The organism is Streptomyces canus 299MFChir4.1 (assembly GCF_000383615.1).
Taxonomy (GTDB): domain Bacteria; phylum Actinomycetota; class Actinomycetes; order Streptomycetales; family Streptomycetaceae; genus Streptomyces; species Streptomyces canus_C.
In genome coordinates this window covers 136,153-162,027 of record NZ_KB911588.1, presented here as the reverse complement: position 1 = coordinate 162,027, position 25,875 = coordinate 136,153, and the positions used below count along the sequence as shown (strand labels likewise).

At 71.5% G+C, this 25,875-nt stretch carries 24 protein-coding genes; 14 read left to right on the top strand and 10 right to left on the bottom strand.

Annotated elements, in window-relative coordinates:
* Positions 1–42 precede the first annotated feature (42 nt).
* Positions 43–987, bottom strand: a complete 945-nt coding sequence (locus tag H293_RS0118580; protein WP_028807972.1) for an LAETG motif-containing sortase-dependent surface protein — start codon at positions 985–987, stop codon at positions 43–45.
* A 280-nt stretch (positions 988–1,267) separates the two neighbouring features.
* Between H293_RS0118580 and H293_RS0118575 the strand changes: the two genes are divergently transcribed.
* A complete protein-coding gene (locus H293_RS0118575) occupies positions 1,268–2,941 on the top strand; it encodes a glycoside hydrolase family 13 protein (RefSeq protein ID WP_020119369.1) in 1,674 nt (557 codons plus the stop codon).
* A 2-nt stretch (positions 2,942–2,943) separates the two neighbouring features.
* Here the strand turns inward: H293_RS0118575 and H293_RS0118570 are convergent, their stop codons facing one another.
* Positions 2,944–3,705, bottom strand: a complete 762-nt coding sequence (locus H293_RS0118570; protein WP_020119368.1) for a DUF4142 domain-containing protein — start codon at positions 3,703–3,705, stop codon at positions 2,944–2,946.
* A 228-nt stretch (positions 3,706–3,933) separates the two neighbouring features.
* Between H293_RS0118570 and H293_RS0118565 the strand changes: the two genes are divergently transcribed.
* The gene (locus H293_RS0118565) at positions 3,934–4,614 is read left to right on the top strand and encodes a DUF6445 family protein (RefSeq protein ID WP_020119367.1); all 681 of its coding nucleotides are present in this window, start codon (positions 3,934–3,936) and stop codon (positions 4,612–4,614) included.
* Between the two features lie 31 nt (positions 4,615–4,645).
* On the opposite strand, the gene H293_RS0118560 is transcribed toward H293_RS0118565, so the two are convergent.
* Positions 4,646–5,104: a hypothetical protein gene (locus H293_RS0118560; protein WP_020119366.1), complete on the bottom strand. Its 459-nt coding sequence runs from the start codon at positions 5,102–5,104 to the stop codon at positions 4,646–4,648.
* A gap of 149 nt (positions 5,105–5,253) precedes the next feature.
* Here H293_RS0118560 and H293_RS0118555 point away from each other — a divergent pair, with 149 nt between their 5' ends.
* Entirely contained in the window at positions 5,254–5,727 is a 474-nt protein-coding gene (locus tag H293_RS0118555; RefSeq protein ID WP_020119365.1) for a DUF7144 family membrane protein, read from the top strand.
* 15 nt (positions 5,728–5,742) lie between these two features.
* Here the strand turns inward: H293_RS0118555 and H293_RS0118550 are convergent, their stop codons facing one another.
* Together H293_RS0118550 and H293_RS0118545 are read right to left on the bottom strand one after the other, a co-directional pair.
* Entirely contained in the window at positions 5,743–6,114 is a 372-nt protein-coding gene (locus H293_RS0118550; protein WP_020119364.1) for a DUF6479 family protein, read from the bottom strand.
* Positions 6,115–6,154: 40 nt separating this feature from the next.
* A complete protein-coding gene (locus H293_RS0118545; protein WP_020119363.1) occupies positions 6,155–6,550 on the bottom strand; it encodes a luciferase domain-containing protein in 396 nt (131 codons plus the stop codon).
* Between the two features lie 189 nt (positions 6,551–6,739).
* On the opposite strand from H293_RS0118545, the gene H293_RS0118540 reads away from it, so the two are divergent.
* Both H293_RS0118540 and H293_RS0118535 read left to right on the top strand, forming a co-directional pair.
* A complete protein-coding gene (locus tag H293_RS0118540) occupies positions 6,740–7,450 on the top strand; it encodes a DUF4328 domain-containing protein (protein ID WP_020119362.1) in 711 nt (236 codons plus the stop codon).
* A 50-nt stretch (positions 7,451–7,500) separates the two neighbouring features.
* The gene (locus H293_RS0118535; protein WP_028807970.1) at positions 7,501–8,595 is read left to right on the top strand and encodes a sugar ABC transporter substrate-binding protein; all 1,095 of its coding nucleotides are present in this window, start codon (positions 7,501–7,503) and stop codon (positions 8,593–8,595) included.
* A gap of 27 nt (positions 8,596–8,622) precedes the next feature.
* Here the strand turns inward: H293_RS0118535 and H293_RS59200 are convergent, their stop codons facing one another.
* Positions 8,623–8,781 carry a hypothetical protein gene (locus H293_RS59200; protein ID WP_020119360.1) on the bottom strand — a complete coding sequence of 53 codons (159 nt, stop codon included), beginning with the start codon at positions 8,779–8,781 and terminating at the stop codon, positions 8,623–8,625.
* A 184-nt stretch (positions 8,782–8,965) separates the two neighbouring features.
* On the opposite strand from H293_RS59200, the gene H293_RS0118525 reads away from it, so the two are divergent.
* The 3 genes from H293_RS0118525 (at position 8,966) to H293_RS0118515 (ending at position 11,927) form a co-directional block, all read left to right on the top strand.
* On the top strand, positions 8,966–10,171 hold the full coding sequence (locus H293_RS0118525) for a sensor histidine kinase (protein WP_020119359.1): 1,206 nt from the start codon (positions 8,966–8,968) through the stop codon (positions 10,169–10,171).
* 90 nt (positions 10,172–10,261) lie between these two features.
* Positions 10,262–10,921: a response regulator transcription factor gene (locus H293_RS0118520; RefSeq protein ID WP_020119358.1), complete on the top strand. Its 660-nt coding sequence runs from the start codon at positions 10,262–10,264 to the stop codon at positions 10,919–10,921.
* Between the two features lie 103 nt (positions 10,922–11,024).
* The gene (locus H293_RS0118515) at positions 11,025–11,927 is read left to right on the top strand and encodes a CPBP family intramembrane glutamic endopeptidase (RefSeq protein ID WP_020119357.1); all 903 of its coding nucleotides are present in this window, start codon (positions 11,025–11,027) and stop codon (positions 11,925–11,927) included.
* A gap of 154 nt (positions 11,928–12,081) precedes the next feature.
* On the opposite strand, the gene H293_RS0118510 is transcribed toward H293_RS0118515, so the two are convergent.
* Entirely contained in the window at positions 12,082–12,429 is a 348-nt protein-coding gene (locus tag H293_RS0118510; RefSeq protein ID WP_020119356.1) for a hypothetical protein, read from the bottom strand.
* Positions 12,430–12,541: 112 nt separating this feature from the next.
* Between H293_RS0118510 and H293_RS0118505 the strand changes: the two genes are divergently transcribed.
* From H293_RS0118505 to H293_RS0118495, 3 genes are read left to right on the top strand one after another with little or no spacing between them, the layout of a single operon-like run.
* Positions 12,542–13,171 carry an RNA polymerase sigma factor gene (locus H293_RS0118505; RefSeq protein WP_020119355.1) on the top strand — a complete coding sequence of 210 codons (630 nt, stop codon included), beginning with the start codon at positions 12,542–12,544 and terminating at the stop codon, positions 13,169–13,171.
* The gene (locus H293_RS0118500; protein WP_020119354.1) at positions 13,168–14,193 is read left to right on the top strand and encodes a CU044_5270 family protein; all 1,026 of its coding nucleotides are present in this window, start codon (positions 13,168–13,170) and stop codon (positions 14,191–14,193) included. The genes H293_RS0118505 and H293_RS0118500 overlap by 4 nt, the downstream gene beginning before the upstream one ends.
* A gap of 36 nt (positions 14,194–14,229) precedes the next feature.
* Positions 14,230–14,550 carry an antibiotic biosynthesis monooxygenase family protein gene (locus H293_RS0118495; RefSeq protein ID WP_028807968.1) on the top strand — a complete coding sequence of 107 codons (321 nt, stop codon included), beginning with the start codon at positions 14,230–14,232 and terminating at the stop codon, positions 14,548–14,550.
* A 60-nt stretch (positions 14,551–14,610) separates the two neighbouring features.
* Here H293_RS0118495 and H293_RS0118490 read toward each other — a convergent pair whose 3' ends face one another.
* Positions 14,611–16,185, bottom strand: coding sequence for a carbohydrate-binding protein (locus H293_RS0118490; protein WP_020119352.1), 1,575 nt, complete (start codon positions 16,183–16,185; stop codon positions 14,611–14,613).
* A 127-nt stretch (positions 16,186–16,312) separates the two neighbouring features.
* Between H293_RS0118490 and H293_RS0118485 the strand changes: the two genes are divergently transcribed.
* On the top strand, positions 16,313–16,930 hold the full coding sequence (locus H293_RS0118485) for a phosphoribosylanthranilate isomerase (RefSeq protein WP_028807966.1): 618 nt from the start codon (positions 16,313–16,315) through the stop codon (positions 16,928–16,930).
* 150 nt (positions 16,931–17,080) lie between these two features.
* Here the strand turns inward: H293_RS0118485 and H293_RS0118480 are convergent, their stop codons facing one another.
* Both H293_RS0118480 and H293_RS0118475 read right to left on the bottom strand, forming a co-directional pair.
* Complete coding sequence (locus H293_RS0118480; protein WP_020119350.1) at positions 17,081–19,909, bottom strand: golvesin C-terminal-like domain-containing protein; 2,829 nt, start codon at positions 19,907–19,909, stop codon at positions 17,081–17,083.
* 530 nt (positions 19,910–20,439) lie between these two features.
* Positions 20,440–22,056: an alpha/beta hydrolase gene (locus H293_RS0118475; RefSeq protein WP_020119349.1), complete on the bottom strand. Its 1,617-nt coding sequence runs from the start codon at positions 22,054–22,056 to the stop codon at positions 20,440–20,442.
* Between the two features lie 257 nt (positions 22,057–22,313).
* On the opposite strand from H293_RS0118475, the gene H293_RS0118470 reads away from it, so the two are divergent.
* Both H293_RS0118470 and H293_RS0118465 read left to right on the top strand, forming a co-directional pair.
* Entirely contained in the window at positions 22,314–24,542 is a 2,229-nt protein-coding gene (locus tag H293_RS0118470; protein WP_033415480.1) for an MMPL family transporter, read from the top strand.
* 96 nt (positions 24,543–24,638) lie between these two features.
* Entirely contained in the window at positions 24,639–25,862 is a 1,224-nt protein-coding gene (locus H293_RS0118465; protein WP_020119347.1) for a sensor histidine kinase, read from the top strand.
* The last annotated feature ends 13 nt before the right edge of the window (positions 25,863–25,875 follow it).

The following is a 25,875-nucleotide window of genomic DNA, read 5'->3' as shown; positions in this document are numbered from 1 at the left end:
CGAACGGTGGGACGGCCCCTCGGAAAGGGTCAGGCGAGAGGATCAGGCGCGCGAAGCCTTGCGGCGACGCGTGGCGAGCACGATGCCCGCGCCACCCGCGAGCAGCACCGCCGCACCGCCCGCGATCAGCGGGGTGTTGCTGCTGGCGCCGGTCTCGGCGAGGTTGTCACCGCCGCCACCGTTCGGGGTGGGGGCGCCCGGAGTCGCGGTGGACTCCGAGGCGGACGGGGTCGGGCTGTCGGTGCCCGGGGTCTCGGAGGCCGGGGGCGTGCTCTCGGACGCCGGCGGCGTGGACTCGGAGGCCGGCGGGGTCGACTCCGAGGCCGGCGGAGTGGTCTCCGAGGCCGGCGGGGTCGCCGGAGGCGTGGTCTGCGTGGTCGTGCAGTCCTTCGTGCCGCCGTTCCAGGCCGCGATCAGCTTGTCCTTGATGACCGGGTGGTCCGGGCCCTTGGGGAGGTCGCCGTGCGGAAGGCCGTCCTTGGCGTCGAGCCGGCCGTCGAACTTCGTGTTGCCCCGGTAGAGGTCGATCTGCGCGTAGCAGCCGACGTCCGGGATCGAGATGTCGAGGGAGTCGACGGAGCCGGCCTTGACGGTCACGGTGTCGAAGTCGTGGAAGACCTGCTCGCCGGAGGTGGCGAACGTCGGGCCGTGCGCGCGGTAGGACGCGAGAGAGGCGGTGCAGGTGGACGCGTCGCCCGCCGCGCGGACCTTGACGTGCACCTTGCCGTCGTCGGTCGGCTTCAGGTTCAGGTCGTCGACCTTGACCGAGGCGAAGAAGTTCTTGCCGTCGAGGGAGAACTCGCAGCGGTCGGTCTCGGTCTTCGAGCCGGCGCCCGTACCCGGCTTGTAGCTTCCGCCGTTGTCCCAGCCCTTGCCACCGGGGCAGTCGGAGGCGGCGGCGACGGAGGCGAGGGCAGCGGAGAAGGCGAGCGTCGCGGCGCCCGTCCCCAACAGGCGCCGCATGGTGACACGTCTCGCTATGGACATACGTATCCCGTCAGGATGAGAGTGAGTGGTTACAGCAAGCATCAGAAACACTGGGCCCATTGGTCACACGGGCCACGGTGTTCACACATCGTGGATCTCCTTGCGGAATGCTGTCAACCTGCGGTGATACGGGGGCGGTTCGACGCCCATCACAATTTCGACACACCGGGAATGATTCACTCCGCAAAACCCAGGTTCACTTTTCCATCGACGTGGACAGATATCCCCTTTGTCGCCTTGATGGGCCGCATTACCGCACCCGCCTTGCAGAGGAGCCCGCGTGACCGCCCGCACCACCACGCCCGACCCCTCGCCCGACCTTTCCAGCAACGATCCGGACTGGTGGCGGCAGGCCGTCGTCTACCAGGTCTACCCCCGCAGCTTCGCCGACGCCGACGGTGACGGTCTCGGGGACATCAGGGGCGTCACCGAGCGCCTCACGCACCTGGCCGCCCTCGGTGCCGACGCCCTGTGGCTGAGCCCGTTCTACCCCTCCGAACTCGCCGACGGCGGCTACGACGTGGCCGACTACCGGAATGTCGACCCGCGCCTGGGCACCCTCGACGACTTCGACGCCATGGTCGCCGAGGCCCACCGGCTCGGCCTGAAAGTGATCGTCGATCTCGTCCCGAACCACACCTCCCACCAGCATGTCTGGTTCCAGGAGGCCCTCGCGGCCGGGCCCGGGTCCGCGGCACGCGCACGGTACGTCTTCCGTGACGGCCGGGGAGCGCACGGAGAACTCCCACCCACCGACTGGCAGTCCGTCTTCGGCGGCAGCGCCTGGCGGCGGGTCCCCGACGGGCAGTGGTACCTGCATCTGTTCGCCCCCGAGCAGCCCGACCTCAACTGGTCCCACGACGAGGTCCGTGAGGACTTCCGCACCACCCTGCGCTTCTGGTCCGACCGCGGGGTCGACGGCTTCCGGGTGGACGTGGCGCACGCGCTGGCCAAGGACCTGACCGAGCCGCTGCGCGACCTCGGCGACCTGCCCGGCGTCGCGGAGGAGGCCCTGGGCCACCTGGAGCCGGGCGGCCACCCCTACTGGGACCGCGACGAGGTCCACGAGATCTACCGCGACTGGCGCACCATCCTGGACTCCTACACGCCACCGCGTACGGCCGTCGCCGAGGCCTGGGTCCCGGGTCCGCGCCGCGCGCTGTACGCCCGCGCGGACGAACTCGGCCAGGCCTTCAACTTCGAGTACCTCCAGACGCCCTGGGATGCCGACGAACTGCGCCAGGTCATCGCCGACTCCCTCGCCACCGCACGCGCGGCCCACGCCTCGGCCACCTGGGTGCTCTCCAACCACGACGTCGTACGGCACGCCTCGCGCCTCGTGCTCCCGCCGGGCACCGACGAGAACGCCTGGCTGCTGTCCGGCGGCCACGCGCCCGGGATCGACCTCTCCCAGGGCCTGCGGCGCGCCCGCGCGGCCACGCTCCTCATGCTCGCGCTGCCGGGATCGTCGTACGTCTACCAGGGCGAGGAACTCGGGCTGCCCGAGGTCGCCGACCTGCCCGTCGAGGTGCTCCAGGACCCGATCTGGGAGCAGACGGGCCGGGTCCGCAAGGGGCGCGACGGGTGCCGGGTGCCGCTGCCGTGGACGCGGAGCGGTCCGTCGTACGGCTTCGGCGCGGGCGGTGCCTGGCTGCCGCAGCCGCAGTGGTTCGCCGAGTACGCCGTCGAGGCCCAGGACGGTGTCGAGGGCTCCACGCTGGAGCTGTACCGCACCGCCCTGCGCCTGCGCCGCAAGCTCCTCCAGGGCGAGGAGCTCACCTGGACGGACACCGGGCCGGCCGGGGTGCTGGACTTCGTCCGCCACGAGGGCTGGCGGTGTGTCGCCAACCTGTCGGGGACCGCGGTGTCACTGCCCGCCGGGGAGGTGCTGCTGAGCAGCAGCCCGTTGGAGGACGGGCTGCTGGGACCGGACACGACGGCCTGGCTGGGCTAGGGCTATCCGATCGTCGGCGTCGGGCTCGCGCCCGTGGCCGGGGTGGCGCCGTTCGCGTTCTCGCCCGGGACCGCGAGCGGTGTCGATGTCGGGTTCGGCGGCGGGGTGAGCACGACCATCTGTGCGCCGGGCTGCGGCGCCGGCGGGGTCAGGTCGCTGCTGGGCAGCTTCGGCGGAGTGGTCTGCATGAACAGGGCCTGGTCGAAGTTGACGAAGCCGGTCTTCTCCATGACCGTCATGTGGTCCAGCACCGTGTCGTTGGCCATGTCGGCCAGCGAGCGCACCAGGGAGTTCTTGGTGGTGGAGCGGATCTTCGAGATCGCGTTGAAGATCGAGCCGTGCGTCACGCGCAGAATGTTGGCGAAGTTCGTGTCGAACTGCTGACCGCTGCTGGACTCGATCGTGTTCACGAAGCCGACCTGCTGCGGGCTCGCCACGTTCGGGATGGTGATGTTCAGCATCGGGGCGATCTTGCGGCAGGCGGCGTCCAGGGCCGCGTGTCCGTCGATGAGGTGGCGCCCGGCCTCCTTCACCTCCGGGGTCGTCCCCTTCTGCTGGGCGACCTGGCCCAGCGGGTACTCCCACAGGCCCGCCGCGCGCACCTTGACGACGAAGTCACGGTCCTGCTCGGTCAGCGGGCCCCACTGCGTCTGCGCGATGATTCTGTCCTGTGCGGTGGACGCCTGGCTCACACCCAGCATGGACGGGTACGCGAGTGCGCCCAGGGTCAATGTGAGGGCTCCGCCGACGAACAGCGTTCCCATCGCGTTGCGCGAGAGTGGCACCGTGCCTCCTGCCCGGTAGGGTGCCCGCCACGAGGCGGGTCGGACGCACAGGAGTACGGACGCGGGGGCGTGAGTGTTCATCAGCTCTGCCTGGGATGACAGGAGTCACAGACGGGCGGCGCGTTGACCGTCCGTTGACCGGTTCCCGGGGAAGTCCGGGGGAAATCGCGGGAGAGACCTGACGGGTCCCGGACCTAGATTCGCTGCATGTCCATGCCACAGCGGTCGCAGCGGCCCCTGCCCGTCCTTCCGTACCGAAAGCCCACCAAGGGCCGTGACTACTGGGTGCTCGACGACGTGCTCCCGGACGTCGACGCCGTACGGGAACGCTGCCTCGGCAAGGACGACTGGGTACGGGGGCATCCGTACACCTCGGAGACCTGGCCGGGGCTGCGGGCCATGCCCGGACTCGAACCCGCCGAACTCGCGAGCGTGGAGCGGCTGGCGCGCAAGGCGACCGGGGCCGGGAAGCTGTGGGTGCAGCAGGCGCCCGGCGGGGGCACCCTCAACCACAACTGCGTCCAGGTCGTGGGCGAGGGCGAGAGCGAACCCCGGCCGCACACCGACTCCCGGGCACTGTGCCGGTACGCCGCCGTGCTGTATCTGAATCCCGGCGTCCCCAAGGACTGCGGCACCAGCTTCTACCGGCAGTCCCTGCCCGGCGGCCGGCTCGGCGGCAACGTCGTGCAGGCCCCGCACACCAACCTCGTCGAGGCCCTCGGCACCCGGTTCGTCGCGCCCGACGCCTTCGAGGAGGACGTCCGGGTGCCGCACAAGTACAACCGGCTGCTCCTCTACAACGCCAACCTGGTGCACAGTGCGACCGGTTACACCGGCCGCACGCTGGAGGAGAAGCGGATGACGGCCGTCTTCTTCTGGATGGCCTGACCCCCGCCGGTCGCGCGGGCCGGTGGACGCGTCAGTAGCGCACCGCCCGGGACACCTTCGTCCGTACGTCCCCCGACAGGTGGTGCGTACTGCGGGCGGTGCCCTTCCCGGTGCCGCCCGCCGGGACGTCCGGCACCGTCACCACCACCGTGTCCAGCAGTTTGCCCGTCCCGTCGGTGAAGTCGACCTGGACGGCGAAGGACTTCGCCGAGGCCGCCCTGTTGGTGGCGGTGACCGCGACGGTCGTACGGCCGTCGGAGGCGGTCGCGGGCGTACCGATCCGTACGTCGTCCCTGGCGTCGACGCCGTTCTTGATGTCGTCGAACCGTCGGCCCGCCTCCGCCGTCGCCGACGCCACCGCGTCCCCGGCGCGGGAGGCGGCCGACGCGACCTTGCTCGCCACCGACGAGGGGCTGTCGTCGTCGGAGCAGGCGGTCAGGCCGGTGAGGGCCAGGGCCGTCAGCAGCGCGGCCGTCGTCCAGCGGGTCATCTCGCCTCCCGGGTGCAGGTCCCTCCAGTGAAGGTCCGGCGCGCTGCGGCCGCACCCCTGGTGTCACCCGTACGGCCCACTCCCGTGGTGGCCGGGCCCGCCGCGCCGGATGGTCGAAGCACATCGACCAGGAAAGGCGGGTCACAGCCATGACGCAGCAACCGCACGCCCCGCAGTCGTCCGCCGGCACGACTGCCGCTCCGACGCCGGCCCCGGGGCCCGGACCCACGCCGACCGAGGCCGCGTGGGCCGCCGGCGGGGTCGTCTTCGCCGGTGTGCTGATGCTGATGAACGGCGTCCTCGCGATCCTCCAGGGCATCTCCCTGCTCGCGGACGACGACGTCTGGGCCCGTGTCGGCGACTACGTCTACAAGATCAACCACACCGGCTGGGGGGTGATCCTGCTCTGCCTGGGCGCCCTCGCGGCCGTCACCGGCGCGTTCATCCTCAGAGGTGCCGCCTGGGCCCGGATGACGGGCATCTTCCTGGCCTCGCTGAGCATGCTCGCGCAGTTCCTCTTCCTGCCCTACGCGCCGGTGTGGTCGGTCATCATGATCGGCATCGACTTCTTCGTGATCTGGGCCCTCGCGGTGTACCGGCCGCAGGGTCAGGCGCGGGCCTGACCCTGCGGGGCCCGGTCACACGTGCCCGATGCCGCCGCTGCCGAAGCCGCCGCTGGAACCGGGCAGCCAGCGTTTGCGGTGCTGGTCCTTTCCTCGTCTGCTTCCCGCGTGACGGAGCTGGTACGGCATGAGCCGTTCCTGCCCCTCCGCGGGGGCCGGCAGTTCGTCCGGCTCCCGCATCTCACGGATCTCGCGGATCGGTCCGGTCTCCGGGAGGTGCGGCTGCTCGTCGCTGAGCGGCCGTGGAAGCTCCCGGTCCTGGACCCGCATGCCGAACTGCACGGCCCATACCAGCGCGCCGGCGATGAACAGCCCGCCGGCGAAGGCGGCAATCACGTTGAGTACTTCGCTCGACGAGGCCGCCAGGACAAACGTCGCCGTACTCATGGTCCGATTATCGCCGATTGTCACCGGATCGGCGCGAATATCACCGGACCGGAGCGAAAGTGATGTTCCGGGGGACCACCGTGACCCGGTGGAAGTTGCAGGCGGCCGGACCGGCGGCGCGGGGGCCCGTCTGATGGGCCTTGAGCGCCATGCTGACCAGGCTCATCAGCAGGTCCACGTCGGTCTCGCAGTCGAGGTGGACGGTGACCCAGCGGGAGCCCGGCAGCAGCCGCACCGCGGTCGACTCCTGGAGGTCGTCGTGGAACCGGCGGATGGCCGCTTCGGTGAGGTGCAGATCCACGTCCCGCCCCGGGTGGAAGTGCACGATCTCGCTGTGGACGGAGCGCAGCGCCAGGCCCGCTCCGCAACTGGGCAGGCCCGTGCTGAGGTCGGACCACGCTTCCAGACGCTCCAGGGCACGCTCGGCCAGAGTCATGTGCCCATCGTCGCCCGCTCATCGCCCCGCAACCAGGGGTTGAGCAAAACGTAACCGGGGCGGGAGGTGCCGCGTCGGCCACAAGTGACCGGTCGGCGGGCGAACTTGCGGGTACCACCGGGTCCGCGTGAACCGATCGCGGGGTTCGCGACGATGACGGGGTGAACCGATCCTTCGAAGGGGGACCCCGTGAGTGAGAACGCAGGCCGGGACGCGCTGTACGGCGTGCGCGGCTCCGCCCGGCTCGCCGTCACCGGACTCGGGCTCGCCGGGGCCGCCTGGGCGGTGCGGGCCGTGTGGCACATCCGGCTGGCCCTGGCGGGGGAGCCCGCCTCGGGGCCGCCCGACCAGGGCGAAGGCCGGCATCGGCCGCTGAACTCCCTGGAGGACTCGTACCACCTGGTCAGCACCGCGGGAAGCATCCTCACCCTGCTGTGCGCGGCCCTGTTCATCGGCTGGCTGGGGCGGATGCGGGACAACGCGCGGGCCCTGTCCGGCCGGCCCCCGCGCCATGTCGGCATCTGGGTCTACGTCTCCTGGTTCGTGCCGGTCGCCAACCTCTGGATCCCGCGCGGCATCGTCGCCGACATCCACGAAAGGAGCGCCCCGGGCCGGAAACTGCCCGTCGTGGTGAACGTGTGGTGGGCGCTGTGGCTGGCCGGCATGGTCACCGGGGTGGGGCTGATGTACGACGGTGACACCGACGACGTCATCGCCCGCGCCTACCACGGGGTGACCACGCTGCTGGTCGCCGACCTCGCCGTGGTCGGTGCCGCCGTGGCCGCGATCCTCATGGTCCGTGCCCTGACCGACATACAACGTGTGCACATCGAGGCCCAGTTGCGGACGCCGGGTGGTGATCCCTTGAAGGAAACGGTCAGGGCGTTTGATCGGGATTGAGGGCACTTACTGTTGCGCCTACGTGACAGCCCCCCACCCCCAGGATCGCCATGCGTCCCATCCCCCCAGTCATGGCCGTCTGCGTGTCGGCCCTTCTGCTCACCTCCTGCGGGGTGGGCAGCACCAACACCGCGGTGAGCCCCAAGAAGGGCAACGACATCACGCTGGGTCTGCTGCTGCCCGACCGGAGCACCAGCCGCTTCGACCGGTTCGACTACCCCCTCATCAAGAAGGAGGTGGCGACCCTCACCCACGGCAAGGGCAAGGTCAGTTACGCCAACGCCGAGGCCAGCGCGAAGAAGCAGAGCCGGCAGTTCCTGCAGATGGTCGCCGACAAGGTGGACGTGATCCTGGTGGACGCGGTCGACGCCAAGGCGATCGGGCCGGCCGTCCGGAAGGCGAAGGACGCGGGCATCCCCGTCATCGCCTACGACCGGCTCGCCCAGGGCCCGATCGACGCCTACGTCTCGCACGACAACGAGCTCGTCGGCGAGGTGCAGGGCCGGGCCATCGTCGAGGCGCTCGGCGACAAGGCCGAGACCAGCAAGATCGTGATGATGAACGGCTCGCCCGCCGACCCCAACACCGCGCTCTTCAAGAAGGGCGCGGTGAACGAGCTCAACGGCAAGGTCGTCATCGCCAAGCAGTACGACACCCGGGAGTGGCTGCCGTCGGTCGCCAAGGCCAACATGAAGGCGGCGATCGCCTCCGTCGGGCTGAACAGCATCGCCGCCGTGTACTCGGCCAACGACGACATGGCGGGCGCGGTCATCGACGAGCTCAAGGCGGCGGGGGCCACCAAGATCCCGCCGGTGACCGGGCAGGACGCGAGCCTCGCCGCGGTGCAGCGGGTCGTGTCGGGCGAGCAGTACATGACCGTGTACAAGTCGTTCCTGCTGGAGGCGACCAACGCGGCGCAGATCGCGGTCTACAAGATCCAGGGCCGCGGCCTCCAGTTCGACGCGCTGATCCGCGACAAGCTCGACAGCCCCACCCAGAAGGACATCCCGTCGCTGCTGGTGCCGGTGGTCGCCCTGACCCGGGACAACATCAAGCAGACGGTGATCAAGGACGACGTCTACACCGTGAAGCAGATCTGCACCGCCGAGTACGCGGCGGACTGCGCGGCGATCGGCCTCAAGTAGGCGTTCCCCCAGGCGTCCAGGGCTTCCTCAGGGGCCGGTCCGCAGACGTCGTACGGCAAGAGCGGTGGCCGTCAGCGCGGTGACCGTGCCGAAGGCCAGGTGGACGGCGGTGTCGGCCGGGGTGAAGGACGCCACCGCGTTGCCGAGCACACTGAGGACGAGCAGGGGCCAGAGCAGCAGGTTCACGGGGTACTCCAAGGGGCTGTGGGGTCTCTTCGGTGACCACGACGCTACGAGCCGCGGCCCGCGTCCGGCGATCCAGCACTCCGCCCGCTCCGGGGTACAGCAGGCTGTACTTTCCGCCTCCCGGCCTGTCCGTGGACCCGCCCGCCGCCTAGGGTCGGTGTCCTCCGGCCCGAGGAGGGTTCGCATGGCCACCGCCGACGTCAAGGGCCTTGCCGTGGGGACCGCGACGACCGCGGCCGCCGCGCTCGGCCAGCTGGTCTCCGGACTCGGTACGGCGATCCTGACGCCGTTCGTGCTGCTGTGGCTGGTGCTGGCGCCCGGCGGGGTGCGCGTGCTGCACGCCCTGGCCGGCATGGAACGGGTCCGGCTCGCCCGCTGGGGCCCCGAGGTCGTCGCGCCCGCGCCGCCGCCGGTGCGGCTGCGGGCCGCCCTCGGCGACCCCACGACCCGGCGCGAACTGCTGTGGCTGGTCCGGCATCTGGCCGTGGGCCTGCCGCTGGGCCTGCTCGGCTTCGTCCTGCCGGTGCTCGCCCTGCGGGATGCCGCGTTCCCGCTGTACTGGCGGCTCGCCCCGAAGGACGCGACCGCCACGTCCATCGGGATCGGCGTCGCGCACTCCTGGCCGGACGCCCTCGCGGTGTGCCTGCTCGGCGTGGGCTGGATCGCCATCATCCTGGGGCTCACTCCCGGCCTGGCCCGACTCCAGGCGAACCCGGGGCGCCGCCTCCTGTCGGCCGGCCCCGACGCCGACCTCTCCCTGCGCGTCGCCGAGCTGACCGCGACCCGGGCCGCCGCGCTGGACGCCCACGCCACCGAACTGCGGCGCATCGAGCGCTCGTTGCACGACGGCACCCAGAACAGGATCGTCACGGTGACCGTGCTGCTCGGGGCCGCCCGCCGCATGGTCGCCCGCGACCCGGCCGGCGCCGACGAACTCCTGGAGCGGGCCCAGTCCGCGGCCGAACAGGCGCTGGCGGAGCTGCGCACGGTCTCCCGCAGCATCCTCCCGCCGGTGCTCGCGGACCGGGGTCTCGCGGGGGCCCTGACCGGGCTCGCGGCCGAGAGCGCGGTGCCGTGCGCGGTCGACGTGGAGATGCCCCGGCGATGCGCCGCGTCCGTCGAGGCGACCGCGTACTTCGTCGTCGCCGAGGCGCTCACCAACATCGCCAAGCACAGCGGGGCGTCCCGGGCCACGATCACCGTCCGCGCCCCCGGACCCCGGCTCCTGCTGCGCGTCACGGACGACGGCCGGGGCGGCGCCGACGAGCACACCGGCTCCGGCCTCACCGGCATCCGCCGCCGCGTCGCCGCCCACGACGGCACCCTCCGCCTGACGAGCCCGCCGGGCGGCCCGACGGTGGTGGAGGTGGACCTGCCGTGCGGTGTGTGACAGACGTCGGACCTGCCGGCCGCGAGGCGAGGACGTTCGCCGCCCGGCGAGACCGTCGGGCGGCCCCGTGACCCTGGAGAGTGACCTGCCATGCGGATCGTGATCGCCGAGGACGACCCCCTGCTGCGGGAGGGGCTCGCGCTGCTGCTGCGCGCCGAGGGACTGGACGTGGTCGGCACGGCCGACACCGCCGAGGGGGCGCTCGACGCCATCGACGCGCACAAGCCCGACGTGGCCATCCTCGACGTACGGATGCCCCCCACCCACACCGACGAGGGGGTCCGCGCGGCCGTCGAGGCCCGGCGGCGCAACCCGGACCTCGCCGTCCTCGTGCTGTCCGCCTACGTCGAGCAGAGCTTCGCGACCGAGCTGCTGACCGGCGGGGTCGGCGGCCTTGGCTATCTGCTCAAGGAACGGGTCGGCCGGGTCGAGGAGTTCCTCGACGCACTGCGCCGGGTGGCCACCGGCGGCACCGCCATCGACCCCGAGGTCGTCGCCCAGCTGTTCACGCGGTCCCACCAGGACGTGCGCCTTGAGCGGCTCAGCCCGCGGGAGAAGGACGTACTCGCCCTGATGGCCGAGGGGCTCGGCAACAGCGCCATCGCGGAGAGGCTGTTCGTGACCGACGGGGCCGTGCACAAGCACATCCGGAGCATCTTCGCGAAGCTCGACCTGGCGCCGACGGACCAGGTCGACCGGCGTGTGGCGGCCGTACTCCACTACCTGGAGGACGCCCGGCGACGGTCCTAGTACAGCCTGCTGCACCGGACTTGGGCCCTGTACGGCAATGATCCGCGGACCTGGCGCTGGTGTGCTGGACGCATCACATCAGCCCCCTCGGAAGGGACCCGCGGTGAGCGTCCAAGCCCCCGTCAGCATCGAGACCCGACCGGTTGCGCGAGAGGATCGCGGCCTGCGCGGCAGCATCCGCCGCAACCCCCTGACCTGGTTCTTCACCCTGGCCTTCGCGTTGAGCTGGGCCGCCTGGACGCCGTACGTCCTGTCCGGGAACGGCCTCGGCGTCTGGCACTTCACCTTCCCCGGCGGCCGCGCGGGCAGCCAGCTCTCCGGCGTCCTGCCCGGCGCCTACCTCGGCCCGATCGCCTCGGCCCTGCTGGTCACCGCGATCACGGAGGGCCGCGCGGGCCTGCGGACCTGGCGGACCCGGATGACCAAGTTCAGGGTGAGCGGGCGCTGGTACCTGGCCGTGCTGCTCGCGGTGCCGGCCGTGCTGACCCTCGCCTCGGTCGCGCTGGCCGGCCGCGGACCCGCACTGCCCTCCGCGGCGATCCTCGCCGCGTACCTCCCCGGACTGCTCATCCAGATGATCACCACCGGTCTCGCGGAGGAGCCCGGCTGGCGGGAGTTCGCGATGCCGCGGATGCAGCGCCGCTACGGCCCCCTGACCGCGACCCTCCTCGTCGGCGCGCTGTGGGGCTGCTGGCACCTGCCGCTGTTCCTGACGGAGTGGGGCGGCGGACCGCACGTGACGTGGACCGTGCCGGTGGAGTTCCTCGCGATGACGATCACGTTCAGCTGCGTGATGACGTGGGTGTTCAACCGGTCCGGCGAGAGCATGCCGCTGGTCATGCTGCTGCACACCGGCGTCAACAACTTCTTCTCCCTCGCCTGGTCGGACATGTTCCCCTCGCTGTCCGACGGCGACCTCACGCACGCCCTGGTCCTCAGCACGACGGCGGCGGCCCTGATCCTGCTGGCCGCGACCCGGGGCCGGCTGGGCCTGCCCCGGCGGTGACCGGCACCCACCCGGCCTCCATCGCACAGGAAACGGGCTCCCGGCGCCTCCCTCGTCGCCCCGGGAGCCCGTTTCGGTGCGTCCCCTGGTGCTGTTCGTCGTCCGGGGCCGACCGGATGTCGTTTCGCCGCGGGAATCTCGACGGGACGCGCGATTACTTCTGCGCGCCGCCCGCGAACTGGAGCGAGATGCGCCGCAGCACCTCCGCGGAGCTGTCGGTGCGGCCCGTGTCGTGGGCCTCGGCCAGCTGCACGAAGGCGAACGCGAAGCAGTGGGCGATGCTCGCGATGGCGGGCCCCAGCTCCTCGACCACGGCGTCCGCCGCGGCCTGGCCACTGGCGTCCGCGGGGAGGTGGATCTGTGGGAGGGTCTCCACGAGCAGCGCGGAGACGGCCCCCGTCAGGGAGACCTGCTGGTCGGGGTGCTCGCGGACCTGCCGCCGCATCTCCAGAGCCTCGGTGAGGATACCGACGACGTTCTGCATGACCTCGCGCTGTTCCATGGCGCGCAGCGTAGGCGGTCCGCCGGGCGGGACGCGCTGCGTCGCCCTCGTCCGCCGTGGCGTGTGGTGCAGGACACAGGAACCCGGGACCGGGGTGCGGAGCGTTACGGGTGTGAGGGAAACAGAAGCGGCGGAACCGGAGCGGGCGCGGATACGGGCCGGGGACCGGGCGGCCTTCGGCGAGCTGTACGACCGGTACGCGCGGGCGGTCTACAACCACGCCCTGCGGCTGACCGGCAACTGGGCGGAGGCCGAGGAGGCCATGTCCGAGACCTTTCTCGCCGCCTGGCGGACCAGACGGACCGTGGAGCCGGAGGGCGGCTCACTCAAACCCTGGCTGCTCGGCATCGCCACGCACAAGGCGTACAACGCCAACCGGGGCCTGCGGCGCCGGCTCGCGTTCCTGGCGCGCAGCCCGGAGCCGCGCCCGGTCGAGGACTTCGCCGAGGAGACCGCCGGCCGGATCGACGACGCACGGCGGCTCGCGCTGGTGCACCGCGCCCTGGGCCGGCTCAAGAGGCAGGACCGTGAGGTGTTCGCGCTGTGCGTGTCGGCGGGCCTCGACTACCAGCAGGCCGCCGAGGCCCTGGGCGTGCCCGTCGGGACCGTGCGGTCCCGGCTGTCGCGGGCCCGCGACAGGCTCGCCCGGCTGAGCGCGGAGGCGGAACCGCCCCCGGACCGCGGAGAGATGGAGAGTGAGGCCGCGCTCGCGGCCCTGTTCCTGCGGGAGGAGACCCGATGAGCGAGGCCGAGGAACTGCTGACGACCCCCGCGGAATGGGACCTCCCGCCGGAGCGCCACCGTCACTTCAAGGACGTACTGATGCAGCAGATCGATCAGGACCGGAGTCAGGACCTTTCCGTACGGACCCCGGGACGGCCTCCCGCGCGGCGCCGGTTCGCCCGCCCCGCCGTCCTGGTGCCCCTGGCCTCCGCGGCCCTGGCGGGCGCCCTGCTCGTGACCCTTTCCGTGGACGGCCGGGCCCCGGCGACCGGGACGACCCCGTCGGCGACCGCCGCCGGCGCCTCCGTCACCCTGAACCGGATCGCCACGGCCGCCATGGCGAGCGACGCGATCCGGGTGCGGGACGACCAGTTCGTGTACGTCAGGACGCTGGAGCGTTCCAACACGGGCGACTTCAGCGGTCCCGTGCGGCTCGGCGCCCTGCACACCGAGGAGCGGTGGACCGCGCAGGACCCCGGCCCGCTCCATGTCACCGGGTGGATCCGGGCCAGCGGCAAGGACGCGATCATGCCGGACCAGATGCTCCCCATCGAGTCCCCCGACGCCATCCGGGCGGGCCTCCACCACCCCACCTACCGGTGGCTGGCCTCGCTGCCCACCGACCCCGACGCCCTGCTGCGCCGGCTCCGCGAGGAGGCCAGGCCGGTCGAGGGCGAGTCGCGGGACCAGGCGGTCTTCTCCCTGATCGGGGACCTGATCAGCGGCACGGTCATGCCGCCCGCCAACGCCGCCGCCTTCTACCGGGCGGCCGCGAGACTGCCCGGAGTGCGGGAGATCCCGGACGCCGTCGACGCGGCCGGCCGGCACGGCATCGCCATCACCCTCGACGACACCGGCTTCGCGACCCGCGACGAGTGGATCTTCGACAAGGAGACCCTGGCCCTGCTCGGCTCCCGTTACTACGTCACCGATCCCGACCGGGGCATCACGAAGGAGACCCTGTACGGCACCAGCGCGGTGATGGAGACCGCCGTCGTCGACGCGAAGGGCGAGGTGCCCGCCCGGGCCGCGTCCCGCTGACGTCCCGTTGATGCCCCTTGGCGCACAATGGCCGCCATGAGCATCGTCAAGATCAATGTACTCACGGTCCCCGAGGAGCAGCGCGAGACGCTGGAGAAGCGGTTCGCCTCCCGGGCGGGAAGCGTGGAGGGCTCGGACGGCTTCGAGTGGTTCGAGCTGCTGCGTCCCGTCGAGGGCACCGACACCTACCTCGTCTACACGCGCTGGCGGGACGAGGAGTCGTTCCAGGCCTGGATGGAGGGGTCGATGAAGGCGTCCCACCAGGGCGGCGAGGGCGGCGGCGAGCGTCCCAGGCCCGCCGCGAGCGGGTCGACGCTGTGGAGCTTCGAGGTCGTGCAGCAGGCCGCGCCCAAGTAGGGGGACGGCGAGGGGGCCCCGGACCGTGCGTCCGGGGCCCCCTTCCGTGCGCTGCGACCTTTACAGCGTGACCTGGCGGCCGCCGAAGGTCACCACGAGGCTGCCGTTCGAGGCGAACGACCAGCCCAGGGCGCCGGAGTACGCGGAGCAGCGGGACCCGTTGGTGCCGGACCAGAACTGGTTCGAGCTGTCGGAGTCGCCGATGACCCGGTCGTTCGTCCCGCTGCTGAAGCGGCACGAGGTGTTGGTGCGGAACACCGAGGTCCCGCCGTCGAAGTTGAAGTTGCGCTCGGTGTTGTCGATGGACGCGTTGTTCGACACGGTCATCGTGCCCGGGTTGCTGTTCCAGGTGAACCCGTGCTTGCCGTTGGCGTAGGCGATGCTGTGCCGGACGACGTGGTTGACCGCGATGTCGTCGCCGCCGAGCTTGTAGCCGTTGCGGTCGCCGTTGCCGGCCTGGGAGCCGTCGCTGAGCGTGCCGTTGTCGTAGGACAGGGAGTACTCGACGGTCACCGGGCCGATCGCGCCGGTGTCGGTCTTGGTGTAGAGGTCCCAGCCGTCGTCGATGTTGTTGTGCGAGACGGCGTACCGGAAGACGTTCCCGGTGCCGGTGGTGAGCTTGGCGGCGAAGCCGTCGGCGTCCTCGCCGTCGGAGTCGGCGTTGTCGTGCGACTCGGCGCTGAGGATCAGGTTGTCGGCCGGCCAGGCGTTGCTCGGGGTGGTGGAGGCGATCCGGCCGAGCTGGAGGCCGGTGTCCCGGTTGAAGCGGGTCACCGTGCGCTCGACGATGTTGTTGCTGCCGCCCACGTAGATGCCGTTGTCACCGGCATGCTCGACGACCAGGCCGTAGAGCTTCCAGTAGTCGGCGTTGAGCTGGATTCCGCGGTTGGACGAACTCTCGCTCTGCGCTGAGAAGTTGAGCACCGGGGTCTCGCCCGGGTAGGCGGAGAGCGTGGTGCGGGCGGCCGGGGTGCCGTCGTTCCCGGCCGGGATGGTCACCGTCGAGGAGTAGGCGTACGTCCCTCCGCGCAGGTAGATCGTGCCGCCGGCCGAGATACGGCTGATCGCCGAGGTGAGCGTGGTCGGGGCGGTCTCCGTGCCGGGCGCTTCGTCGGTGCCGCTCGGCGACACGTACAGGGCGCTGCTCGACGGCGGGGTCGTGGTGCCGGACGTCTCGGCGTCCACGTAGTCGACGTTGGGCAGTCCGTTCGCGCTCGTCGGGTTCAGCCGGACGGTGTTGCTGCCCGCGGTCACCGGGACGGTGAGGGTCTTCGTGGTCCAGCCGGTCCAGGTGCCGGTGGACGCGAAGGAGGCCGAGGAGACCGTCGTGCCGTTCACGATGATGTCCGCGGGGCGGGCGGTGGTGGTGCCGTTGGCGAAGCGGACGCTCAGGGTCGCCGTGCCCGATGCGGGTGCGGTCACGGTGAACTGGGCGTACGCGCCGCTGGCGTTGGTGCCGTTGCAGAATCCGCTGCCGGAGTAGCCGGCGTACTCGGTCTCGACGGCTCCGGTGCAGAGGGCGGGGGATGTCTCGGCCTCGTACCTGGTGGTGGCGGCTTGCGCGGTGGGGCCGGACAGTGCGACGAGCGTGCCGGCGATCAGGCCGACGGAGGGGATGAGGGGTCTCAGGCGCATCGTTCGTCTCCATGGTGTGTGGTGACGGGGGCACGTATTCTTCGGACGGTAAGCGCTTGCCATGCTCGGGTCAACGGTTATGTATGTGATCATTGTTCATGTATCAGGATTGGATACGGTGAGCGGCATGACGCTCTTCGTGAAGATCTGCGGCCTGAGGACCGAGCAGGACGTCGACACGGCCGTGGAGGCCGGCGCCGACGCGATCGGCTTCGTCTTCTCCGACAGCCCGCGCCGTATCGAGCCCGCCCTGGCCGCACGGCTGGCCGCCAGGGTGCCCGAGAGCGTCCTGACGGTGGGCGTCTTCCGCCGTGAACCCCTGGAGTACGTCCGGTCCGTGGCCGCCGAGTCGGGCATCGGGGCGGTCCAGCTGCACGGTCCCGAGGACCGCGACTACTACGCCGAACTCGCGACGGGCGGCTGGACCCTGATCCGCGCAGCCGCCTTCGGCGACTCCGTACCGCGCTGCGGCGAGCTGGGCGAGGACATGCTGCTCCTGGACGCACCGGTGCCGGGCTCCGGCATCGCGTGGGACTGGTCGAGGAAGCAGGTCGCCGGGGCGGGGGAGAAGTGGCTCCTGGCCGGGGGGCTCACGCCGGAGAACGTACGGGAGGCCGTGGACGTCACCCGGCCCTGGGGCGTCGACGTGTCCAGTGGCGTGGAGGCGAGCCGGGGCGTGAAGAACCCGGCCCTGATCACCGCGTTCGTCGAGGCCGCGCGGGCGGGGGCCGCCACCTCGGGGTGAGTCCCGGGCGCCCCTGCTCGGCCGGGGCAGCGCCATGGGGCCGATCGCCACCGCCGGGTGCGAGTTCGTCGTGGCTGGTCGCGCAGTTCCCCGCGCCCCTGGGGGGTGAGCCGCGTCCGCCGAACCGGGCGGCGGACGCGGGCTGTTGGGTTACCTCGACGGGGGCGGTGTGGGGACGAACGCCAGCGCGTCCCAGGCGATCGAGGCGTCGCCGGTGCCGTCCGCCGTGGCCGAGCTCAGGGAGACGCTCGGGGTGCCCTTGAACTCGTACGACCCCAACGACACCCAGGCGTTCTTGCCGCCGGTGTTCTGGGAGATCGTCTTCTCCATGACCGTGCCGTCGCCGAGGTCGATGCGGTACGTGGCCGACGGGGTGTTGGCCTCGTGGTCGGGCAGGTGCACCATGAGCTCCGCCCAGCCGCCGAGCTTCCGGTCCGGCGTCCAGGTGCCGGTGACGACCGAGTCGGTGTAACTCGGCACCCGGGTGTGGGTGAGCCAGAAGTGCCCGCCGAAGCCGGCGCCCAGCTGATGGAAGTCGATCTTCGAGGGGTAGACGGTCGCGCCGTTCTGCTGGGCCGACCCGAAGGTGAACCTCAGACTGCCCCGGCTCGTCCAGTTCCGTTCGCCCGCGCACGGGTTGGAGCCGCCGACCCGGAACTTCACCGTGTTCGGCACATCGTCCACGATCAGGGCGTTCGCCGGCAGGGTGGACGTGCAGGCGGCCGGGTGCGGGGCCGCGACCTTCGGCTCGGGGTCGGTCACCTGGTACTTGAGCACCTCGGTGCCGCAGGTGGCCGTGCAGTCGGTCCAGCTCACCGGCTGGTTCCACCAGCACTTGAAGTCGTCCCGCTGGCACGGGCCCTCGGGCTGGGCCGACCCCTCGACCTTGTGCGGCTTGGTGATGTCGCAGTCGTTGACCGTGGGCGTGCAGAACGTGTCGTGCGCGGGCTCGGCGGCCGGCGCGCCCGCGGGCCAGTCGCCGACGGTGAACGCCCTGACCGTCGCCCCGGTCGCCGGGTCGGTCTTCTGCTGGGAGTAGGCCGCCCAGCCGAGCACCCGCTCCGGGTACGTCCACAGGTTGGGGTTGCGGGCGTCGTCGTAGCCGGAGGACAGGAACATCTTGCGGTCGGCCGGGTAGAGGCCGTTGGCCGGGTTGTTGAACCAGCCCAGGCCCCAGGGAGCGGTGGCGTCGGTCGAACTGGGCAGGTTGAGGCCGCTGTTGTAGGCCCACAGCGCGAGCCACCAGTTCTCCAGGTACTTCGGGTCGCCGCCGTTGACGAGCAGACCCTTGTCGTACAGCTGGTTCCACTTGTCCTGGAGGATCTGGAGCCCCGCGGCGATGTTGGCCGCGTAGTCCACGGTGAGCGCCTGCTGCTGCTCGGCGGTGTAGGTGGTGTCGGCCTTGGCCATGCCGCTGGTCACCTGGGCGATGCCGTAACCGCAGTCGGCGGCCGTCCAGTTGACGGTGTGGACGCTGCCGGCGTTGCCGTAGTAGCCGCCCTGGATGAAGTTGCCGCTCTCGCCGGCCGCCGCCCGGGAGCTCGCCTGGAGCAGGTTGGACTCCTGGGAGAGCACCCCGAGCATGATCTGCGCGGGCACCCGGCCGCCGCCCTTGAGCGCGGTGGACGGGAACAGGCCCTGCGGGGTGTACGAGGGGAGTTCGCTGCCGTTCCAGCCGCTGCGCCGGCGCACGTCGAGCCGGCCCTGCACGGCGAGGTCCGTCGCCCACTCGGCCTGCGCGCTCGAGGGCTGGAGCGACTGGAGGCTCGGGTCGTTGCGGGTGACGGCGCAGGCGCGGTCGGGGTCGGTGGTGGAGGCCGACGGGTCGTCGTCGCCCGGGGTGACGCTGTCCGTGCGCACGCCGTCGGACAGCGCCGGGGACTGCTCGGCACCCTGCGACCTCGCGGAGATCCTCGGCTTGACCGTGAAGTCGACGGTGCTGTCGCTGCCGGGCAGCACCGCGCCGATCCCGACGGACGGGGCGATGTCCGCCGCCGCCTTCCTGCCGCCGACCGCCTCGGTGCCGTTGCCGACGGAGGTCAGGGCGAGGCCGCCGGTGGTGGAGACCTCGGCGGAGGCCGGTACGTCCAGCGTCCGCCAGTTCTCCGGCAGCGTCCGCACGGCGTCCTCGGCGTCCTGGCCGGTCACGAAGACCCGGCCGCCGGTGCCGTGCACCGCGAGGGCGCCGAGCGCGCCGGAGCCGAGGAGCCGGTCGGCGCCCGCCGAGGTGACCCGGCGGACCTGCACCTTCTTCCCGTCCGGGACCTGGTAGGCGAGCCCGCTGTGCGCGTCCGGCACCAGCCGGAAGGGCGTGCCGGCGGTCCTGGCCAGGGTGCTGGTCGCGCCCTTGGCGTCCACCGAGACCACGGAGTCGCCCAGAGCGGCCGCGATCCCGTTCCCGAAGGGCACGGCGGAGGTGAGCTGACCGGCGACGGTCTGCTGCCGGACCAGCTCTCCCTTCTCGGCGTCGACGGTGAGCAGTTGCGTGCCGGCGCCCTGCGGCCGGGTCAGGACGGCCTGTTCGCCGTCGCCGCAGCCAGGGTTGAAGTAGGCCAGGGAGACCAGCTCCGGCAGCTTGGTCACCTTGCCGTCCGCCAGGTCGACCACGGCCGCGAACGCTCCCTGCTGGAAGCCCTGTTGGTCGTTGACGGCCTGCCGGGGCGCGTAGACCACGACGGCACGGTCGCCGGACCCGGTCACACAGGTCTGGCCGATCCACTGGTCGGTGTCGACTCCCGGCTCGGACAGGGTGGCGGCGGTGTGCCACTTGTAGGCGTCGGCCGCGTCGGCGACCAGGACGTGCAGCCCGGTGCCGTCGCCGTCGTAGGTGACGATCCGGTCGCCGGACTTCTGCCAGCCGGAGGGGAGTCGGGAGGTGTCGGTGATGTGGTCCGCGGTCGGGGCGGGCGTCGGGTCGGCGGGGTCGGTCAGGGCCGCCGAGGCCAGCGGGGCGATGAGGGCCAGCGAGAGCAGGGACATCACGCCGGCCGCCGCTATACGGCCGCGCCGGCTTTTCGGTACGCGCCAGCGGTGTCTTCCGCCGGGGCTTTCACGGAAAGTACGCAAGGAATTCCGTCCGGTCATTCAGAGAAAGGGGTGGGGGGTACCGGCTTTGACGCTCCCCCAGGCCGGTGACGCGGAAGTTATCAGTCCGCTATGACCGCAATGGATTTCGTGGGTGATCTACCGGACGGTATCCACGAAATATCCACGAGAATGCACCAACGAATTTCCTTTGGCGGCCGCGGTCTCCTTTTGTGGCTTTCGTGGCCACGGTCATGACTCGCGGGGTTGGCGGCGGCAGGTCCGGCGGCGGCCGGAACCGTTCCCGCGACCGTGGCCCTGCAGGCCCGGCAGCTCGCCGTAGGAGACGGCGAGCCAGATCGGCACGCTCTTCACCGACCTGATGGGCGCTCAGCGCACGCTGCACGCGGGCGAGATCCTCACCCAGGCGTCAGAGGGCCCAGGCCTCCCTGGGAGACCTGGGCCCTCACGCTGTCAGCGCAGCGTTACCGCAGCGAGCCGATCCGGTCGACCCGCTCGTTGACGCCGTTGCGGAGTTCCGAGAGCGTCGTGCCGGGCGGGGCCACCGTCGGGGTGGACGACGGCGGCTGGGTCTCGTCCGCGCAACTCGCGCCGCGGGCCGGGACCTTCCGGTCCACCAGGTAGTTCGTGATCGCGTCCGACGCGCACGCGCTGCGGCCGAAGGCGGTGTGCCCCTCGGCCTTGAAGGTGAGCAGCCGGCCGTTGTCGAGCTCACGGGAGAGCGCCACCGCGTCCTGGTACGGGGTGTCCGGGTCACCGGTGTTGCCGATGACGAGGATCGGCGCGGAGCCCTTCGCGTGGAAGTTGCCCGCGTAGCGGCTGGTGTGCTCGCCCTTCCACTGCACACACGCGGTGGCGTGCTGGTGGTCGTAGGTGGGCGGGCCGTACGCCATGGCCGGGCCCAGCAGCGGTGCCAGCCTGGCGTTGGTCGTGACCTCGCGCTTCAGCAGGGCCGGGTCGGTCGGGTACTTCTTGTCGACGCACTCGACCACGACGTTCGGGTTGAGGAAGTCGAAGCTGGCCGGGGACGGCGGCCGCAGCAGGAACGACGTGTTGTCGCGCAGCTGCGCCTTGCGCAGGGCCTCGCCGAAGGACGGCCAGATGACCTTGCCCTCGTTGATGTTGAACATCAGCCGGTAGACCAGCGTGTAGCCGTTCGCCTGGCCCCCGTTGGCCGTGGGCACCGGGTTGGCGTCCAGGTCGGCCTTCAGCTTCTCGAACGCCCCCCGCGGGTCGCCGTCACCGAAGCCGCAGGTCGCCTGGTCGGCCTTGCACCAGTCCAGGAAGCGGCCCATGGCGCCGTCCAGGGCGAGGTACTGCGGCCGGTCGTAGGCGTAGGGCCGGTTCGTGTAGTGCTCCGGGTCGTACGCCCCGTCGAGCGCGAGCGCGCGGACCCGCTTCGGGAACATCGCGGCGTAGACCGTACCGATGTAGGAGCCGAACGACCGCCCGTAGTAGGTCAGTTGCTGCTCGCCGAGGGCCTGGCGCAGCAGGTCGATGTCCCGGGCCACGTACTGGGTGCCGATGTACGGCAGCAGGTCGCCCGCGTTGTTCTGGCAGGCCTGGTCGAAGTCGGCGGCCTGCTGGAGGGCGGGCTCGTAGGCGTCGGGGCCGGGGACTCCCTTGGCGGCGGTCACGGCCCCGGTGTAGGTCGGGTCGTCCCAGCACACGACCTGTGAGCTCCGGCCGACGCCCCGCACGTCGTAGCCGAAGACGTCGAAGTCGTCGCGCAGGGCGGCCGGCAGGTCGGCGTAGTTGTTGCGCACGAAGTCCACGCCGGAGTTGCCGGGGCCGCCGGGCTGCAGGAACAGGGTTCCCTTGCGCTTGGAGGGGTCGGCCGCCGGCTTGCGTATGACGGCCAGGGTGAGGGTCCTGCCCTGCGGATCCCGGTAGTCCAGGGGCACTTGGGCGTTCGCGCACTGGAAGCCGTCCTGACAGTCCGACCAGGCGAGGGTCGGCACGGTCGGGGCGGCCGGTGGGGTCGGCGTGGTCTGCGCGGCCGCCGACACCGGGGACGCGGTCCAGGCCACGGCGAGTGCGCTCACCGCGGCTCCGGCGAGTCTGAGTCGTCTGAACTTCACTGCTCTTGTTCCCCCTTGGGCTGGTCAAGCCTCAAAGAACTGGTGGTTTCACAGAGAACACACAGAGGAACAGGCGTTCCGGTTCCCGCAGGACCGTGAGGGAACGGAAAAGGCGGTAGTCCCGGGGGTGGACGCGGGGGCATTCGCGTACTGCGTTCTCAGTAGCGGGGAATGTCGGCAGGCGCACGACGACATAGGGGCCCTCGTCCCGACAGCCTGGGTGGACCGTTCGGCACCAGATGTGGAGATCCCCCGCCGTGGCTACTTTCCTTTACCGCGTGGGCCGCCTGGCCTTCCGGCGACGCTGGTACGTCGCCCTGGTCTGGGCGGCCGTCCTGGCCGCCGTCGGGCTGGGAGCCCTGAAGGCGCCCGGTGCGGCCGACGAGGGGTTCTCGATGCCGGGCATCGAGTCCCAGAAGGCGTTCGACCTCATGGAACAGCGCTTCCCCGGGGCCACCGCCGACGGCGCGACCGCACGGGTCGTCTTCGTCGCGCCGCACGGGGCGAAGGTCACCGCGGCCGGCGACAGGAAGGCCGTCGAGGACGCCGTCGCCGACCTGGCAGACGGCTCGCAGGTCGCGTCCGCCGTGAACCCCTTCCAGGCGAAGGCGGTGAGCAAGGACGGCACGACGGCGTACGCCACCGTCACCTACAAGGTCGCCGCCGACGACCTCACCGACGTGAGCAGGACACAGCTGCAGAAGGCCCTCGACGAGGCCCGGGACGCCGGGCTGACCGTCGACGCGGGCGGCACCGCCATGGACGACCGCGGCGGCGCGGGCGGTGCGGCCGAGGGGATCGGTGTCGCGATCGCCGCGGTCGTTCTCCTCGTCACCTTCGGCTCGCTGGCCGCGGCCGGACTCCCGCTGCTGACCGCGCTCATCGGCGTCGGCGTCAGCATGGCCACGATCCTCGCCCTGGCCGACGCCCTCGGCCTGTCCACCACGACCGGCACCCTGGCGATGATGCTGGGCCTCGCCGTCGGCATCGACTACGCCCTGTTCGTCGTCTCCCGCTACCGCGAGGAACGCGCCAAGGGGCGGGCAGCCCAGGAGGCGACGTCCCTCGCGGTCGGTACGGCCGGCTCCGCGGTCGTCTTCGCGGGCCTGACCGTCGTGATCGCCCTCGCCGGGCTCTCGGTGGTCGGCATCCCGATGCTCACCAAGATGGGCCTGGCCGCGGCGGGCGCGGTCGTCGTCGCCGTGGTGATCGCGCTGACCCTGGTCCCGGCGCTCCTCGGCTTCTGGCCGAACGCCGTCCTCAGGCGCAAGGCCCGCAGGAGCGGCCGTGGCGAAGCGGAGACCAAGGACAACGGCGTGGCGGAGACCAAGGACAACGGTGGCACCCGCTGGGCCCGGTTCGTGCTGCGCCGACCGCTGCCCGTGCTGCTGCTGGGCGTGGTCGGCCTCGGGGCCCTCGCGCTGCCGATGACCTCCCTCCAGCTGGGCATGCCCGGCGACGAGGCCAAGTCGACGTCCACGACCGAGCGCCGGGCCTACGACGCGCTGGCCGAGGGCTTCGGGCCCGGCTTCAACGGCCCGCTGACCGTCGTGGTGGACGCCAAGGGCGACGACGACGCCAAGGGGGCGGCCTCGACGATCGCGCAGGAGATAGGGGCGACGAAGGGTGTCGTGTCCGTCTCCCCGGCTCGCTTCAACGAGGCCGGTGACACGGCCGTCTTCTCGGTCGTGCCGTCCACCGCGCCGACCGACGAGAAGACCAAGGACCTGGTCACCACGATCCGCGGCGAGCGCCCCGGCGTCGAGTCCGCGACCGGCGCCACCTTCGAGGTCACCGGCACCACCGCGCTGAACATCGACATCTCCGAGAAGGTGCAGTCCGCGCTGGTGCCGTACCTGATCGTCGTGGTGGGCCTCGCGATCGTGCTGCTGATGGTGGTCTTCCGCTCCCTGCTCGTCCCGCTGAAGGCGGCCCTCGGCTTCCTGCTCTCCGTCCTGGCCTCCCTCGGCGCGGTCGTCGTGGTCTTCCAGGAGGGACACGGCGCCGGACTGCTGGGCGTGGAGACCACCGGCCCGATCATGAGCCTGATGCCGATCTTCCTGGTGGGCATCGTCTTCGGCCTCGCCATGGACTACGAGGTCTTCCTGGTCTCCCGGATGCGCGAGGCGTACGTCCACGGCGAGAGCGCCCACCAGGCCGTCACCTCCGGGTTCCGGCACAGCGCCCGGGTGGTCGTGGCAGCCGCCATGATCATGATCGCGGTCTTCGCCGGGTTCATCGGCGAGAGCGACTCCATGATCAAGATGATCGGGTTCGGCCTGGCCGCGGCCGTCCTCCTCGACGCCTTCGTGGTCCGGATGGCCATCGTGCCGGCCGTACTCGCCCTGCTCGGCGACAAGGCCTGGTGGCTGCCGAAGTGGCTGGACCGGGCCCTGCCCCGCGTGGACGTCGAGGGCGAGGCGCTCACCAGGGCGGCGGACAGCCCCGAGCCCGCGCCCGCCGGCCAGGAGACCGCACGCGTCTGACCTCCACCCCCCACCAGGAGCCGCCCGTGTCGTCGTACGACGCGGGCGGCCCCGTTCGTTCACCATGGGCCCTGAGCCCACCCACCGGAGAACACGATGACCACGAGCATGGAGCGGCGCTACGCGGACCGCCTGGAGGACCTGTCGGGCCGCCACCCGTTCCTCGTCGACCTGGCACTGGTCCTGGCGCTGATGGGCTCAGCGACGCTCGGCGCCTCGCTCACGCTGCCCGGGGCCGCACCACCGGACGACGACAAGGTGGCCGTGGCCCTCATGGGCGTGTCCTGCCTCGCCCTGCTCAAGCACCGCACCCACCCGCGCGCGACCGTCGTGATCAACGCCGTCTGCGCCACGATCGTGATCGCGGAGGGGTACCTCCTCACGCCCCTGCTGCTGGGCCCCGTCATGGCGTCGCTGTACTGGCTGGCCACCCTCACCGAGCGCCCCACCATCCGCGTCTACGGCTTCACGACCATGGGGGTGCTCACGGTCGCCGCGGCCTTCTCCGACTCCATGGACCATGTGTCGCTGATCCTGAGGACCGTCGGCCCCGTCTTCTGGCTGCTGCTCCCGCTCGCCGCCGGCACCATGACCCGGCTGCGGCGGGCCTACCTCGAGGCCACCCAGGCCCGCGCCGAGCACGCCGAACGCACCCGGGAGGAGGAGGCGCGGCTCCGGGTCACCGAGGAACGCATGCGGATCGCCCGGGAGCTGCACGACGTCGTCGCCCACCACCTGGCACTCGCCAACGCCCAGGCCGGCACCGCCGAGCACCTCGCGCTCGCCAACCCGCGGCAGACCCGGCAGATCCTGCACGACCTCACCGGCACGACGTCGTCCGCACTGCGCGAACTGAAGGCCACGCTCGGTCTGCTGCGCCAGACCGACGACGAGGGCGCCCCGCTGGAGCCCGCCCCCGGCCTCGCCCGGCTGCCGGAACTGGTCTCCTCGTGCGCCTCCGCCGGGATCACCGTCACCGTCGCCACGGAGGGCGAGCCGCAGCCTCTGTCCCCGGGCGTGGACCTGACCGCGTTCCGGATCGTGCAGGAGGCGCTCATCAACGTCACCAAGCACGCGGCCACCCAGGCCGCGCACGTCCGCTTCGTCTACGACGGCCCCCGCCTCCTCATCACGGTCACCGACGAGGGCCCGCCCACCGCGGCCGCCGAGCCGTCGAAGGGCTTCGGCGTCATGGGCATGCGCGAACGCGCCCACTCCGTCGGGGGCGAACTGCGGGCGGGACCGCGCCCGGGGGGCGGCTTCGAGGTGCGTACGGCCCTGCCCCTGCAGCCGTCGGTGAGCGGCGACGAGGTGGGGTGAGGGACGGGACAGC

Bases quoted from the DNA above. Each gene is read 5' to 3' on its own strand.
- H293_RS0118550 (WP_020119364.1), bottom strand. From the start codon at position 6,114: ATGAGTACGGCGACGTTTGTCCTGGCGGCCTCGTCGAGCGAAGTACTC.
- H293_RS0118520 (WP_020119358.1), top strand. From the start codon at position 10,262: ATGCGGATCGTGATCGCCGAGGACGACCCCCTGCTGCGGGAGGGGCTC.
- H293_RS0118535 (WP_028807970.1), top strand. From the start codon at position 7,501: ATGCGTCCCATCCCCCCAGTCATGGCCGTCTGCGTGTCGGCCCTTCTG.
- H293_RS0118490 (WP_020119352.1), bottom strand. From the start codon at position 16,185: ATGCGCCTGAGACCCCTCATCCCCTCCGTCGGCCTGATCGCCGGCACG.
- H293_RS0118485 (WP_028807966.1), top strand. From the start codon at position 16,313: ATGACGCTCTTCGTGAAGATCTGCGGCCTGAGGACCGAGCAGGACGTC.
- H293_RS0118495 (WP_028807968.1), top strand. From the start codon at position 14,230: ATGAGCATCGTCAAGATCAATGTACTCACGGTCCCCGAGGAGCAGCGC.
- H293_RS0118545 (WP_020119363.1), bottom strand. From the start codon at position 6,550: ATGACTCTGGCCGAGCGTGCCCTGGAGCGTCTGGAAGCGTGGTCCGAC.
- H293_RS0118555 (WP_020119365.1), top strand. From the start codon at position 5,254: ATGACGCAGCAACCGCACGCCCCGCAGTCGTCCGCCGGCACGACTGCC.
- H293_RS0118560 (WP_020119366.1), bottom strand. From the start codon at position 5,104: ATGACCCGCTGGACGACGGCCGCGCTGCTGACGGCCCTGGCCCTCACC.
- H293_RS0118500 (WP_020119354.1), top strand. From the start codon at position 13,168: ATGAGCGAGGCCGAGGAACTGCTGACGACCCCCGCGGAATGGGACCTC.
- H293_RS0118480 (WP_020119350.1), bottom strand. From the start codon at position 19,909: ATGTCCCTGCTCTCGCTGGCCCTCATCGCCCCGCTGGCCTCGGCGGCC.
- H293_RS0118510 (WP_020119356.1), bottom strand. From the start codon at position 12,429: ATGGAACAGCGCGAGGTCATGCAGAACGTCGTCGGTATCCTCACCGAG.
- H293_RS0118525 (WP_020119359.1), top strand. From the start codon at position 8,966: ATGGCCACCGCCGACGTCAAGGGCCTTGCCGTGGGGACCGCGACGACC.
- H293_RS0118580 (WP_028807972.1), bottom strand. From the start codon at position 987: ATGTCCATAGCGAGACGTGTCACCATGCGGCGCCTGTTGGGGACGGGC.
- H293_RS0118565 (WP_020119367.1), top strand. From the start codon at position 3,934: ATGTCCATGCCACAGCGGTCGCAGCGGCCCCTGCCCGTCCTTCCGTAC.
- H293_RS0118465 (WP_020119347.1), top strand. From the start codon at position 24,639: ATGACCACGAGCATGGAGCGGCGCTACGCGGACCGCCTGGAGGACCTG.
- H293_RS0118570 (WP_020119368.1), bottom strand. From the start codon at position 3,705: ATGGGAACGCTGTTCGTCGGCGGAGCCCTCACATTGACCCTGGGCGCA.